Below are 13,067 nucleotides of genomic sequence, written 5' to 3'. Positions count from 1 at the left end.
TGAAACTCAGTATATTGTATAAAAGTCGCTCAACTTTAGGAGGTTTGGTTTCTCGTCTGAATTACGCAACAAAGCCGCTACAAGACTGGAGATGTAATGCCATCAAAAACAAGATGGTATGCTGTTTTACTGTGGACTTTAGCAAGTTTGGTAGTGTTCTCTCTTATCTTAATGTCGTTAGATATTTCTCCGTTTTATTTATTATCTGAGCTCGGTGGGGTAAGTATTTTTATTGCTATCATAATGCTAATAACGATTGGCATCGCCTACTTAATTTTAAAAAGTGGTGAGAAAATGGCGATTAGAGTATTACTCAAAGCCAAGGAAAGTCAGTAGATAAAATACAACAAACGATTCAATTAGGATCATGACAAGACGCCAGCCATAATGTGCTGGCGTTTTAGTTTCCTGTTTGTAGGATTTTTTGTTTAAAAGGCAAACCCATTTATTGTGTTGTCGTTTGAGTTAATGGTTTATGCCTTGTGCGCAAGATAGCTTAGCAGGTTTATGTATCGAGAAACGTGTGTATAATTCTCCACGAATTACGATTTATAGATATGAAAGGTAAGTATGGCAGTCCTCGAAATTCTCTCCATTCCAGACCCAAGGCTTAAAGTAAAAGCAGAAAAAGTCACTGATGTATCGACAGTACAAACGCTGATAGACGATATGCTAGAAACACTTTACGCAACGGGCAATGGTATCGGTTTAGCTTCAACCCAAGTAGGCAGAAAAGAGGCGGTTGTTGTCATCGATATCTCTGACGAACGCAATGATCCTTTAATCTTAGTCAATCCAGAAGTGGTGAGCGGAGAAAACAAAGCACTTGGTCAAGAAGGGTGCCTATCTGTTCCTGAGTACTACGCAGATGTAGAGCGTTACACGTCAGTTGTTGTTTCTGCACTAGACCGTGATGGCAACCCGATTACAATTGAGAGCGGTGAGTTCTTGGCGATTGTGATGCAGCACGAAATTGACCACCTATCGGGTAACTTGTTTATTGATTACCTTTCACCGCTGAAGCAAAAAATGGCGATGAAAAAAGTGAAGAAGTACGTAAAATCGCAAGCTAAGTAATATGAAAGGAAGTAACTCACAACCGCGAGTTACTTCCTTGTAAATCAAGAATAGGACGGTAGGGAGAGCGGTTTATCTCTGCTTTTGGGGGACATAACGCTTTACGACCTTCATAAGCTTCTGAAATGAAGAACAGTCCATATGTGACTCATGAGGGCAGGTGGCAACATGGTTTAGGCTGTCTCGCACCGCTTTCAAACGTTTTATTTGCTCATCAATCTCAAGTGCCTTTTTCGTTAGTAAGTCACGATCGATATATGGCTTTGAAACTTCTGATTGATTCAACATTTCTGCCATTTCGTTAAGCGATATTCCAGCGATACGCCCCAAACTAATTAAATTGAGTGTATTGAGTACCTCTGGTGAATATTGGCGTCTCAATCCATTCCTTCCTATCGAGCGAATTAACCCCAGCTGTTCGTAGTACCTGAGCGTTGAAGTCGGCAATCCTGATTTTCTAACCACTTCTGCAATATCCATATTATTCCCCATTGACTTCAAGTTGGCTTTAAGTTGTAGCATGCAACTAAGACCTTAACAAATCAAAAACTTGAGGAGAGAAAAATGCTGCTTTTAATGGGATTGCAAGCGGTGCTAATAGGGATTGGTGCCACTTTGATAATGGATTTATGGGCATGGTTACAAAGGAGAGTGTTTGGTATTCCTTCATTAAACTATGCGTTGGTTGCGCGCTGGGTTTTGTACATGCCCCAAGGAAAGCTTATGCATGCGCCAATTATGGCGTCAGAGGCGATGCCGGGAGAAAAGTCACTTGGCTGGTTTTTGCATTATGCCATCGGCGTTACTTTCGCTTTGGCTCACGTTACTGTTTTTGGTCATCATTGGTTGGTAGAGCCCAGTCTAATGCCCAGCTTAATTACAGGCGTGGTAACGTTGATCTTCCCATTTTTGGTCATTCAACCTTGTCTAGGATTTGGTTTTGCTGCGAGTAAAACCCCAACACCTTGGAAAGCCCGTTTTCTTAGCACATTGGCGCATTTGGGTTATGGTTTGGGTTTATTCATAGCCGGGTTTGCAATCAAAGTTACGAGCCAGTATTTTGCATAGAGAACATGAGCATCATGCAAACGAGTGGTTTTTATCTATGATGCTCAACTCTTGGTTGTTTTTTGCGCTTTGATCATAGTTGACCGATATGTCTAAAGTCTGTTGCATTTATCCAAGATGTAAAGTCGGCGGATATTTAACATTGCCTTAACGTCAGAATGGCAAGCGGTTTACCAAGAAAAACTAAAATTATCTGGTTTGACATAAAGAATATTAAGGGTTTCAGATGGCTTCAAAAGTGGCAGGGATATCAATACTGAGTTTATTGGCAGCGCCAGTTGCGATGGGAGAAACAGCCAGTGCTTATGATTTATGTTTGCTAGACAAAATAAAGCAAAGCAAAGGTGAGGAAACCATAAAGAGCATTCGCGCGCAGTGTGAGCTTGACACAGTAACCAGCACAGTGCCCGCTGATCCGGAAATTGAAGAGCCTGAAGAACTTCAGGAAAGTTTGGTCGACAAGCGTTTGGAATCAGAACGAGAAAACGCGTTCGAACCGTTTAGTCTGGTCGCGCATCGCGTTAACTATATTCTTCCGTTTACGTACAGTGATCGAGTAAATAAACGCGCGTATGCTGACACCAAATACGGCGATGAACTGCGTAAGGAAGAGGCGGAGTTCCAAATCAGTTTTAAAGTACCAATGAACTATGATGACTTGTTATTTGATGGCGATGGTCTGTTTTTTGGAATGACTCTTAAATCATTTTGGCAGGTATACACGGGTGCAGCATCTCGTCCATTCCGTGAAACCAATTATCGTCCAGAGCTTTTTTACTACACCCCAACAGACTGGAAACCACTTGATGGTTCGACTTGGTTAGGTTTTGGTATTGAACATGAGTCTAACGGTCAGAGACAGGAGCTATCGCGCAGTTGGAACCGTGTCTATGCCAACGTAACCTTTGCAAAAGACAATTTTGCGGTTTCTATCCAGCCTTGGTGGCGTATACCTGAAGATGAAAAGACATCGCCTAATGATCCCAAAGGTGATGATAACCCGGATATCGAAGACTATATGGGACACTTTGAGCTATCGAGTGCTTACAAGTGGAATGGTTACGAGTTTACCTTTTTAGGTCGCCAGAACTTTCAAACACATAAGGGTTTTGCAGAACTGGGTGTGTCATTTCCGATTTGGGGCAAAGTTCAGGGGTACGCACAATACTCAGCGGGTTATGGTAAGAGCTTGATCGACTATGATCATAATCAGCAGCGGATTGGTGTTGGTATTGCAATCAACGGTGTTTTGTAGTTTTTCGTAGATGGATAGAAATTAACACTGGCAATTGAAATTTCAATATTTAGAATGCGAGGCTGAAATTGATTTCTAACCTAGAGTGATTTTATGCTTCGTGATTACACCTTCGATTGTCTTGTAACTATGCCTCGCCATGAGCTGGAAGAGTTTAGTGCTCGTATGATCAGTAAAATGGTGCCAGAAGACGTGATGAATGAGCTGTTCACTTTTGATCAAGAAGAAGTGGATAGTGAAGACCGCATGTTGTCTGCACGTCTTGATGCAATGCTACGCATGACAGCAATCGCACTGAGTGAAATTCAACAAGCGTTTGATGACTCAGACAACGCAAAGCAAAATAGCGAGCGAATGACGCGATTGGTGCTTTGGCATTTCTACGCGATCTCATTCCGTTTGGAAGAGGCCATCACGCTAGAAACACACTGTGCTCTAGTGGAAAAACTAATCGAAAATGCACCTTCGGATGTTTTTGCGTGGGTAAAAACATTGACGGAGCTGCTGCACACTTACGCTGAAATCAACGCGAAAGAGAATCCTCAAGACTAAACACCTGTCGTTTATCGTTCAGTAAATTAGAAACAAGGCGAGCCATTTGGTTCGCCTTGTTTTTTCGCGTCAGATAAACCTTCGGGTTTGAAATAACAAACAAGCCTAGACTCAGATTTGTTCGTTCACTAGCGAACGGCGTGATTCCTTCTTACACTAAATCAAGGTGTTTGTTGCTAAACAAGCAAATGCATGACTAAGTCGTGTATTGTTTTCCACTTAAATGCGGATAATTTATGTCGAAGAACCTTCTGGTTTTTAAATTGGAACCGACTATTGAGCGTGTACGCTTTCCAGCTGAGCTTCATCTATCTAAAGGAAGTGAACGATGGATCCGTTAACGCAAGGTTTATTGGGTGCAGCTTTGCCACTGGCGGTGAGCAACAAGCGAAACCTTGCAGTTGTTGGCGTGTTGGGCGTGGTCTCTGGGATGGCTCCGGATTTAGATGTGCTAATCCGTTCTTCAACTGATCCTTTGCTGTATTTGGAATACCATCGCCAATTTACTCACTCGCTCTTGTTTATCCCGTTTGGTAGTTTCATTTGTGCTTTGTTGTTGTATCCATTGTTCGCAAAAAAGCGAGGACTAAGCTTCCGGCAGAGTTGGTTTTACTGCGCGCTTGGTTATAGTACCCATGCGTTATTAGACGCATGCACCAGTTATGGAACACAGCTTCTATGGCCGATAAGCAACACGCGTTATGCTTGGAACACTATTTCGGTAATCGACCCCGCGTTCACACTCCCTATTTTAATATTGCTTTTGTTTGTTGCACTGAAGCGAAGCCCAAACTATGCCCGCATTGCATTTTTATGGTGCCTGGCTTACCTAAGTCTTGGAACGATACAACGAGATAGAGCAGAAGTAGTTGGTTGGGAAATCGTCAAAGAGCGACAACACAACGCTATACAATTAAAAGCCAAACCAAGTTTCAGCAATCTTTTGGTTTGGAAACTAATTTATGAAACGGAAGAGAGCTACTATGTAGATGCCGTAAGGGTGGGGCGTTCAATAAAAATTTACCCTGGCGAATCAACTCCAAAGTTAAATATAAAAGAGCAATTTCCGTGGCTAAACCCGCAATCGCAACAAGCAAAAGACATCGAACGTTTCCGTTGGTTTTCAAACGGTTTTGTAGCGACGGATCCGAATAATGAAATGCGAATTGTTGATATGCGTTATTCCATCGTACCAAACCAAATTAATGCGTTATGGGGCATCAATCTATCCCCAAAAGCCAGCGCAGACGCGCACGTTGAATACACTGCTCATCGAGGAAGTACTGCAGAAGATCGCCAAGTTTTTTTCAACATGCTTACGGATTTTGAGTGATGGTTTTACTTTGGATGTCGATGCGGTTTCGTAATAACTATTACGCAGACTGAAAGTCCTTTACTAGGGTCGGCTTGCTAGCGAAGAAAATCTTGCCAAACAGGGACTTGTACTTCCAGCCAAGAGACAAAAGCCGTTTAGCTAAGTTCTTGTTTTCAATGATTGCAACCTCAACACCTTGGTAGTGGTAAGGATTGCTTTTGATGTAGTCGATAAATGCAGTAAGCACGCCTTGCCCGCGAACGGAGGGTGCAAAGTTGACTGCTACAATAGAAAAGCGTTGGCTACCTGCTGGGCAACGGACTAAACAGTGCCCAAGAGGATGAGTAATAGTCTCAGAAAATTCAGGAAAAGGGCGAGACTCAAGCTCTTGAGAAAGCGCATCGTATCGCTGACATAGATAAGAAAATAGTTGTTTCGCTTCGCTGTTCATATCGGTGCCGCTTTTGTGTTGCTTGGTTTGAAGGCATTGCTGTCTCAAACATTGTAACCATAGATAGCAACACAAAACGCGGTAAACTTTTTCAGTAATGATTTCCTATTTTTGAAACCTTAATTGTTACAAATGAAGTTGATTGGGTTTTATATGGTAGTTGTGAACGAGTGTTTCTAGTTGAAGGGAGAATACGCTGGTTACTGGATTCTTACTGGAATTCCTTTGTTAAAAGGCGAGCTGCTTGGTTTAATGCCGCTCGTTTAACTGCGAGTGGCATCTTTTGTATTTCGTCACCTTGTACAGCGACGATGGGATATGATGTGGGATCTTCTATCCTAGCTTTTCATGGTCTAAATTATCTCATTAACCACTCAGAGCGCTGCTATTAGATTCCTAGTCTCGCAAGGGCTCGCTGGACTGACACAAAAACATCGTTAAACTCCTGTTATTAAATTATTTGGTCCGCCTTTGCTTATTTTTGAGCGCTTAACTAGGCGTTACTCCAAGTGCTTAAATTGCAATGCCACAAGTCGCTGATACAACTCACAGCTTTGCATTAATGATTGGTGGTTACCAACATCGACTAATTCGCCATTGTCGAGCACCGCAATTTTATCCGCATGTTGGATAGTCGAAAGACGATGAGCAATGATCAGCGTTGTGCGTCCTTTCATTAGAGCTTCAAGTGCTTGCTGAACGTGATGTTCACTTTCACTATCAAGGGCGCTGGTAGCTTCGTCTAGCAGTAAGATTTTTGGATCTTTTAGAATCGCGCGAGCAATCGCAATGCGCTGCTTTTGTCCGCCCGATAGCCTAACGCCGCGCTCGCCTAAAAAGCTGTGATAGCCTTCGGGAAGCTTCTCAATAAACTCATGGGCATGGGCTTTTTTCGCGGCTTCGATAACTTGTTCATCCGTCGCTTCAGGATTACCGTAGCGAATATTATGGAAAACATCATGGCTAAACAGCGCTGGTTGTTGTGGTACGAGCGCCATTTGACGTCGAAGTTCGTTTGGGTCGAACTGTCGAATATCTTCACCACCAAACAACACTTGCCCTTGCTGTGGGTCATAAAATCGTTGCAGCAGTTCGAATAGTGTTGTTTTACCTGCACCAGAAGGGCCGACTAACGCCAGTACTTTTCCTTGTTCAGCGGTTAGATTTAATTCTTTGATTGCTGGTTGATTTGGGCGAGAAGGGTAGTTGAAACTCACCGAATTAAAGTTAATCTCAGCAGGCATGTCGGAACGGACAGGCAAATGGTTGCTTGGCGCTTTAATATCACTGTCTACTTGAAGGATCTCAATCAGCCGTTCGGTAGCACCTGCGGCTCTTTGCAATTCACCCATGACTTCGGAAATGGTTGCAGTCGATGAGGCAACCATAATGGCATAAAATACAAATGCGGCTAGGTCACCCGCAGACATTTTTCCGTGAATCACATCGCTGCCGCCTACCCAAAGCATACCTGCAATCGCGCTGAATACAATCACAATAACGCCTGATATCAGGATCGCTCGCTGCTTTACTCTCTGTCTACCTATTTCATAAGCTTTTTCCACCTCGACAGCGAAAGCCGCTCGTTCATGCGACTCTGAGCTAAAACTTTGCACGGTTTTAATATGCTCTATCGCTTCTCCAGCGTAGCTGCCAACATCGGCCATTGAGTCCTGACTTTTGCGAGAGAGCGCACGCACGCGTCGTCCATAAAACAAAATCGGAACCAGAACCAAAGGCACAGAAGCAAGCACAATCAGCGTGAGCTTAACGTTGGTAGCGAATAACATAATGATGGCACCAAAACACATCAAAGCGCTACGCATCGCCATCGAGAACGATGAACCAATAATGCTTTGCAGCAATGTGGTATCGGTAGTCAGGCGCGACATTATGTCGCCGCTACTGTTGGTCTCAAAATAGCTCGGATGCAGCGTAATCACATGGTTAAACACCGCAAGGCGAATATCCGCACTAACGCGCTCACCTACGGAAGAGACAAGGTAAAAGCGAAAGAAAGTCCCAATGGCAATACACAATGTGACACCGACAATAAACTGAATCGCATTGGTGAGCTCTTGCAATGATTGCTGAGCAAAGCCTTGGTCGATAAGAATGCGCACTCCATAGCCAACGGATAACGTCAAACTTGCTGTCGCGACAAGGGCAACCAAGGCTGCCGCAACCCGCCATTTATAAGGTGCAATAAAGGTGCTGAGTTTAAGAAGAATGCTGAGATTTTTGTTATTTTTTCTGCTCATGAGTGACTCACAAAGCGTTTTAGGTACCTGGCATAGTAAGCCAGTTTGGTTGGTGAGACCAGCGAACTACCGCTTTCGGATCAGGAAATTAACTGGGATAACCAATATCGCATGTATATCGAAAATCACTTAAACGTCGAAGAGACTAGAATCAGCTTTTAGTTCGGAGGGTGTTACGCACGGCTTTTGGCGAGTAGCAGGTCGACTTTTCCTTTGGCTGTTTTACTGACCGTTTGCATCAACTTAAAACTTGGTTTTTCGATGCCTGAGTTTTCTATCCCTTCGACCATTAAGAGCCAAAGCTTGGCTGTCATTTGCGCATCGGCTAGTGCACGGTGGAAAACACCGTCGTTGTCGATATTTTTATAGCGAACAAGTTCACCTAGCTTATGTGATGGGGCTTCTTGAATGAGCCGTCTTGCTACCAGTAAGGAGCAAGCAAACTCACCCGAATAACCACAGTTGATTCGTTCAAGCTCTGCATCTAAAAATCGTTTATCGAAGGACGCGTTGTGAGCGATAAGGTTCTCGCCAGCAATGAACTCACTAAATGACGCCATTACCTCTTCGCAGCTTGGTGCCGATCGCAACATATTGTTGGTAATGCCGGTGTAGTTCTCAATGAAAGAACTCACTCTGAAACCGGGGTTCATGAGTTGCTGAAAACTATCTACAACCTCGCCATTGACTAACTTTACTGCACCAATTTCTATTGCGCGATCACCTAAAGTAGGAGAGAGACCTGTGGTTTCAAAGTCGAGTACGACCACAGAGTTTGCTTGAGGCATAAAATTTTCCAGCTGAGTAATATTGCGCAAGAGTATTATCGAAAGCGACAGAAAAAGAAAGGCGAACACAATGGTGAATATCTGTCTATCTTTACTCCACAAAGTCAGTGTTCGTCGTCCACTGTTTATGGACAGGTACGTTCTGGCTTACCCATCGCGGCTTGTGCGGTAGCCTTATATTTCAAATGTTTTTCGGCTTTTCGATTCATTTCAGTTAAGCATTAACTTTCGATACAACATACTGATTATAAATTGATTTTATAAATTAACTTCGGCATCATTCACGGCTTGATTTTGAGTATGAATATCATCACGGCAAAAAATTAGAACAACTTATAATGCGAGGCTAGGGAACGATGGAAGCAATGAAGAATCATTATTTAGAGATACCTGAAGAAAGAAAATTGCGTATTTTTCGTGAGGAAGATGAAGATTTTTACAACTTCTGGGAAGAAATGCTTGATGAAAAACAATCTTTTTATCAGCAACCTCTCAAAAGAATGAAAGGCGACGCTTGGTATTCGCTTGATTCATTCTTCACTGCTTCAAAATACGGACAACATCAGGCCTCGCCAGCTTATATAAAAAGAGCGCTTGAGTTACTGAATAACGTGTACTTGCTGGCCAATCATTCAGACAAAGTGGTTGAATTCTCCGTTGGGCACCGACATTTTTCGGAAGTAGGTAACCGTTCTATTGCAGGGGGAACGATGGATGCTTGGTTGGATGAAATCTGTTTAGCGATGGCCGCGAGAGATTGGCGCTGCGTAGAGCTGATGACCATCATGGATGAGTCGTTAGTGCGTTTAAAAGATCCATTCGATGTTGCGCTAGTCGAGTTCGTTAACGGTGTATTTAGCAATTCATCAGCGTTACCAGAGTTATTGCAAACTGTGATGGAGAAATCCTCCCCGCAATACTTAGAATCAACCAGAGTGCCATATGTACACTCTTTGTTTATTCCATTTGTGAATGTGTTTGTTGCCATTATCGATGGCGATGAGGCACATTATCAAGAAGCACTGAGGGATGCGTTAGAGGCGCATTACCAGTTCTACATGAATGAAGATGTTCGCTATTCGCCAAAAGGAAATGTTTCTCTGAAACTGACTGGTCTTGCTGCATTGGCATACGATAAGTATGGCTGGACAATTCCAGAAACCGCATATTTGCCAAAGTGGCTCGTTTACGGTGAGCATGATCTCTGTTCTAAATAAATCATTAATAGAACACCTTATGTAGTGTCTGCGGCAATGCCGTTCGGCAGCACCTCGAGCAAACATGTTGTACCTGATCCTACCTTTCAGCTGTGAAAAGTTGAAAGAACTCCAACACACGTTTGCCACGGAAAAGGGCATTTGGTTTGATAACCCGCAAGTCACGGCACATCCAAATCAATCCATTGTTGAATGGTATATTGGTGACTACCTGCTCAATCTTGGTGATGACGAATTAAGGTCGTTTTTCAATCAGTTACTCGGTAAGAAGGCATAAACTTCTCAATATGCGAGCTTACTAACACGCCATACGTGACACTTCATGTATTCTTAATTGAAGCGAAGAAGAGGATTTATCAATGTCAAAAAGCTCCAAGCTTCACAATGAAGACAAACTGGTTAAGAAGGCACTAGAGATTGGTGGGAAGATGGCGAAGCTACAAGGTTTTGACCTTCCTCAGTCACCACAACCTCTAAGAGTAAAAGCGATTTACCTATTCTTGGTCGATGCAAAACAGATCACGCCATTGCCGGAAAGCAAGCTAGACGGCGCAAGCATCAAACACCGACTGGCAGTATGGATACACAGTGCGTTGCCAGACAACGATCCTCTAAAGTAAAAACCTCAAGAAGTTACATAGGTCATTAATTCACAAGGCGAGCCAGGTGGTTCGCCTTGTCTGATCTTGGCAAGTGCACCGAGGCCTTCTAATGTTTCGTTATCATTGATTTACAAAACAGCATCAAAAGGGCTAAAGATAAAGCCAGAGAAGCGCTACAATGCTCGCGTTGCAAGAGTGCAACCAAGAATACTCATTTACAGAAGCCTTGAAGTAACCATACATGTCTAAAGATTTCGAATTCACTACAGAATACACACTCGACAAGCCATTTTTTGCTGAGTGTTATGATCAAACTAGCCAGCCAGTTAAGTTCCCGCAAGCGTATTTGAAAGGGATCCTCTTTCTAATTTTTGGTGTGGTTTTATTGGAGTTTGAACTGCTACCTAACGGTTACGTCGGTTGGTTCTTTATCGTATTGAGTGTGATTGAAGCGTGCAGCGTTTACTTCAAAAGAACTTGGTGGCTGTGGCGTCAAACCATCAGCTCAAGCCGCGGCAGTAAAGTGGTGTTTGAAGTGAATGCAGATGGCGTACGCTACAAAAGCGGTAAAGTTGACCGCAGCCTCGCTTGGAATGATATCGACCAACTCGAACAAACTGATTTGGGCTTTATCCTTCACCTTGGTAAACAACGCCAATACATCAGCAAATCTTGCTTAAACGAAGAAGTGATCGCGTTTATGGTAGAGCAGCACGCAGCATCAAAAGCGAGCTAACCAACTCACATCAAGCTGGAATGAGCGTTCTAAAAAGTAGGTGATATATGATCGAACATTGTAGCAAGTATATCGTCGATTCTGAATCAATTGGGTTTGATGTAGAAAGCTAATAAGGCTTAGAGGTTTCTCTTTCGGACATACTGCTTCGGTGTCATGCGCGCAATCTGCTTACACTCTCTAGTCATGTGTGCTTGATCGGAAAAGCCTTGCTCCAGCGCCAATTCCGATAAAGTAAGATCGGGTTGCGCTCGGAGTTGCTCTAAAGTGTGCTTCACTCGTTTAATGCGTTGGTAATGTTTAGGAGTAATCCCCAACCATTTCTGAAAATTGCGCTCTCTCTGGCGCTGACTGATGGTCCCTGTAGGTTGTTCAATAATGTGGCCGACATACTGCGGTTCATATTCCTCAATCAGTGTTTGAACCCAGCGATATAACGTAGAAATCCTTGCATATGGCGAACGCGCTGTTTGCAGAGACTCAAATGTTGCTAGTGCAGAAGAAGCCAAAGGGTGGTCGTCTTGAATCCGCAATAGCTGTTCCAGACGTTTACCAAATAGTTGATAACCAACAGCAGGATGAAAGCGTACGCCAGTCATCACCGCGCCTGGCGGTAGGCAGACCTGATGTGCCAGAATGCTTATAGGCAGTAGGACAACCCCCGGCGTCTGCCACTCACCATCCATTTGTACTTCATTCTGTAAAATGAATACCACACCTGTACCAGCATCACTGAGTAATTGTTTACGTACGGTTTGCGTCGTATCAGGTTTGACGGATGCTGACCAAATGGCTTGAACATAGCCAGCTAAAGCCTTTTGAGGTTTTAAAATATCAAATTCTAAGTTCAAATGAATCATCCTATTTAACCTCAACTTAAATGAGAAAGTGATACACATGTACTTTTCATCCTATTAAGTTGAGGTATAAGCAGTGGCTTACAAGTAAGAACCGTCAAATAGAATTATCGAGGTTTATAGACTCCAACCTTTGGCTTAAATGCCTTAACTATTCGGTTCCAACTATTGATCGCGTTGATCGCAATTGTTAGGTTGACCATAGCTTCTTCTCCAAAGGTATTCAAGGTCAGCTGATAGGTATCATCATCTACTGGTAGGCCAGCAGTTAGTAGTTCAGCCCAGCCTAGTGCAACGTGTTCTGCATCGCTGTAGAATGGCATATCTTTCCATGCACTAAGCCCCCATATGCGTTCCGGCTTTTCACCTAACTGAAGCGCATCTTTACTATGCATGTCGATACAAAATGCACATTGATTGATTTGCGATATGCGTAACTTAACCAGTTCCCATATGATCATGTTCATGGTTTCTGATTGGCTAAATTGTTCATGGAAGTAAGCTTCCTGAGCGTATAGGATTTCTATTGCTTTTGGCGCTACTTCAATATAGTTGAGTCGTTTTTTCATGGTCATTCTCCTCTGTTTTTTACATAGTAAAAAACGCTCTTAGCAAAAGATTGAAGATTTTCGACATGCACTCAATAAAGTTAGATAAAAGAGTGAACGACGAAAGCGAAAAGTGTACCTATTGGAAACCAAGAAAACTTATGCCAATTAACAAAGTATTGCTCTAAATAATGGACTTAAGGTTGGCGTCTATTTTTACTCCACCACCTTCCGTAAACGAGCAAAAGGTGCTGAGTTACCTATATACTGATCCGCACCAGCAGTTTTGGACACCGAGTTAAGTGAGTACAATCACTAACGAGGTGAAGCATGACAAGCA

At 43.1% G+C, this 13,067-nt stretch carries 16 protein-coding genes; 10 read left to right on the top strand and 6 right to left on the bottom strand.

Features of this window, described 5'->3' with window-relative positions; all coding sequences use genetic code 11:
- The first annotated feature begins 96 nt into the window (after window positions 1-96).
- Window positions 97-336: a hypothetical protein gene (locus tag R7E78_RS23245; protein ID WP_318058280.1), complete on the top strand. Its 240-nt coding sequence runs from the start codon at window positions 97-99 to the stop codon at window positions 334-336.
- A gap of 234 nt (window positions 337-570) precedes the next feature.
- Window positions 571-1,077: a peptide deformylase gene (gene def, locus R7E78_RS23240; RefSeq protein WP_054576019.1), complete on the top strand. Its 507-nt coding sequence runs from the start codon at window positions 571-573 to the stop codon at window positions 1,075-1,077.
- A 72-nt stretch (window positions 1,078-1,149) separates the two neighbouring features.
- Here the strand turns inward: def and R7E78_RS23235 are convergent, their stop codons facing one another.
- A complete protein-coding gene (locus tag R7E78_RS23235) occupies window positions 1,150-1,557 on the bottom strand; it encodes a helix-turn-helix domain-containing protein (protein WP_031778925.1) in 408 nt (135 codons plus the stop codon).
- 84 nt (window positions 1,558-1,641) lie between these two features.
- Here R7E78_RS23235 and R7E78_RS23230 point away from each other — a divergent pair, with 84 nt between their 5' ends.
- The 4 genes from R7E78_RS23230 to R7E78_RS23215 all read left to right on the top strand — a co-directional run bounded on the left by R7E78_RS23230 (window position 1,642) and on the right by R7E78_RS23215 (window position 5,285).
- Window positions 1,642-2,145 carry a DUF2938 domain-containing protein gene (locus tag R7E78_RS23230; protein WP_005376471.1) on the top strand — a complete coding sequence of 168 codons (504 nt, stop codon included), beginning with the start codon at window positions 1,642-1,644 and terminating at the stop codon, window positions 2,143-2,145.
- A gap of 226 nt (window positions 2,146-2,371) precedes the next feature.
- A complete protein-coding gene (locus R7E78_RS23225; RefSeq protein ID WP_005376466.1) occupies window positions 2,372-3,400 on the top strand; it encodes a phospholipase A in 1,029 nt (342 codons plus the stop codon).
- 93 nt (window positions 3,401-3,493) lie between these two features.
- Window positions 3,494-3,952, top strand: coding sequence for a hypothetical protein (locus tag R7E78_RS23220; protein ID WP_005388759.1), 459 nt, complete (start codon window positions 3,494-3,496; stop codon window positions 3,950-3,952).
- A gap of 328 nt (window positions 3,953-4,280) precedes the next feature.
- Window positions 4,281-5,285, top strand: a complete 1,005-nt coding sequence (locus tag R7E78_RS23215; protein ID WP_017635321.1) for a metal-dependent hydrolase — start codon at window positions 4,281-4,283, stop codon at window positions 5,283-5,285.
- Between the two features lie 40 nt (window positions 5,286-5,325).
- On the opposite strand, the gene R7E78_RS23210 is transcribed toward R7E78_RS23215, so the two are convergent.
- The 3 genes from R7E78_RS23210 to R7E78_RS23200 all read right to left on the bottom strand — a co-directional run bounded on the left by R7E78_RS23210 (window position 5,326) and on the right by R7E78_RS23200 (window position 8,767).
- On the bottom strand, window positions 5,326-5,718 hold the full coding sequence (locus tag R7E78_RS23210; protein ID WP_005376463.1) for a hypothetical protein: 393 nt from the start codon (window positions 5,716-5,718) through the stop codon (window positions 5,326-5,328).
- A 500-nt stretch (window positions 5,719-6,218) separates the two neighbouring features.
- The gene (locus R7E78_RS23205; RefSeq protein ID WP_017635320.1) at window positions 6,219-7,979 is read right to left on the bottom strand and encodes an ABC transporter ATP-binding protein/permease; all 1,761 of its coding nucleotides are present in this window, start codon (window positions 7,977-7,979) and stop codon (window positions 6,219-6,221) included.
- Window positions 7,980-8,152: 173 nt separating this feature from the next.
- The gene (locus R7E78_RS23200) at window positions 8,153-8,767 is read right to left on the bottom strand and encodes a PolC-type DNA polymerase III (protein ID WP_165401653.1); all 615 of its coding nucleotides are present in this window, start codon (window positions 8,765-8,767) and stop codon (window positions 8,153-8,155) included.
- Window positions 8,768-9,123: 356 nt separating this feature from the next.
- Between R7E78_RS23200 and R7E78_RS23195 the strand changes: the two genes are divergently transcribed.
- From R7E78_RS23195 to R7E78_RS23180, 4 genes are all read left to right on the top strand, one after another.
- Window positions 9,124-9,984, top strand: coding sequence for an immunity 49 family protein (locus tag R7E78_RS23195; RefSeq protein ID WP_253657633.1), 861 nt, complete (start codon window positions 9,124-9,126; stop codon window positions 9,982-9,984).
- Window positions 9,985-10,048: 64 nt separating this feature from the next.
- Window positions 10,049-10,261: a hypothetical protein gene (locus R7E78_RS23190; RefSeq protein ID WP_318058279.1), complete on the top strand. Its 213-nt coding sequence runs from the start codon at window positions 10,049-10,051 to the stop codon at window positions 10,259-10,261.
- Window positions 10,262-10,343: 82 nt separating this feature from the next.
- Window positions 10,344-10,604 (top strand): DUF5062 family protein, encoded by a 261-nt coding sequence (locus tag R7E78_RS23185; RefSeq protein WP_005376453.1) that lies wholly within the window; start codon window positions 10,344-10,346, stop codon window positions 10,602-10,604.
- A gap of 223 nt (window positions 10,605-10,827) precedes the next feature.
- On the top strand, window positions 10,828-11,322 hold the full coding sequence (locus R7E78_RS23180) for a YcxB family protein (protein WP_033906521.1): 495 nt from the start codon (window positions 10,828-10,830) through the stop codon (window positions 11,320-11,322).
- 119 nt (window positions 11,323-11,441) lie between these two features.
- On the opposite strand, the gene R7E78_RS23175 is transcribed toward R7E78_RS23180, so the two are convergent.
- Both R7E78_RS23175 and R7E78_RS23170 read right to left on the bottom strand, forming a co-directional pair.
- Complete coding sequence (locus tag R7E78_RS23175; protein WP_005376444.1) at window positions 11,442-12,182, bottom strand: helix-turn-helix domain-containing protein; 741 nt, start codon at window positions 12,180-12,182, stop codon at window positions 11,442-11,444.
- Window positions 12,183-12,286: 104 nt separating this feature from the next.
- Window positions 12,287-12,748: a carboxymuconolactone decarboxylase family protein gene (locus R7E78_RS23170; protein ID WP_042520770.1), complete on the bottom strand. Its 462-nt coding sequence runs from the start codon at window positions 12,746-12,748 to the stop codon at window positions 12,287-12,289.
- Between the last annotated feature and the right edge of the window lie 319 nt (window positions 12,749-13,067).

The organism is Vibrio sp. YT-19(2023) (assembly GCF_033337395.1).
The sequence above is the reverse complement of the archived record's forward strand: the minus strand, read 5'-3'. Positions and strand labels throughout refer to the sequence as shown.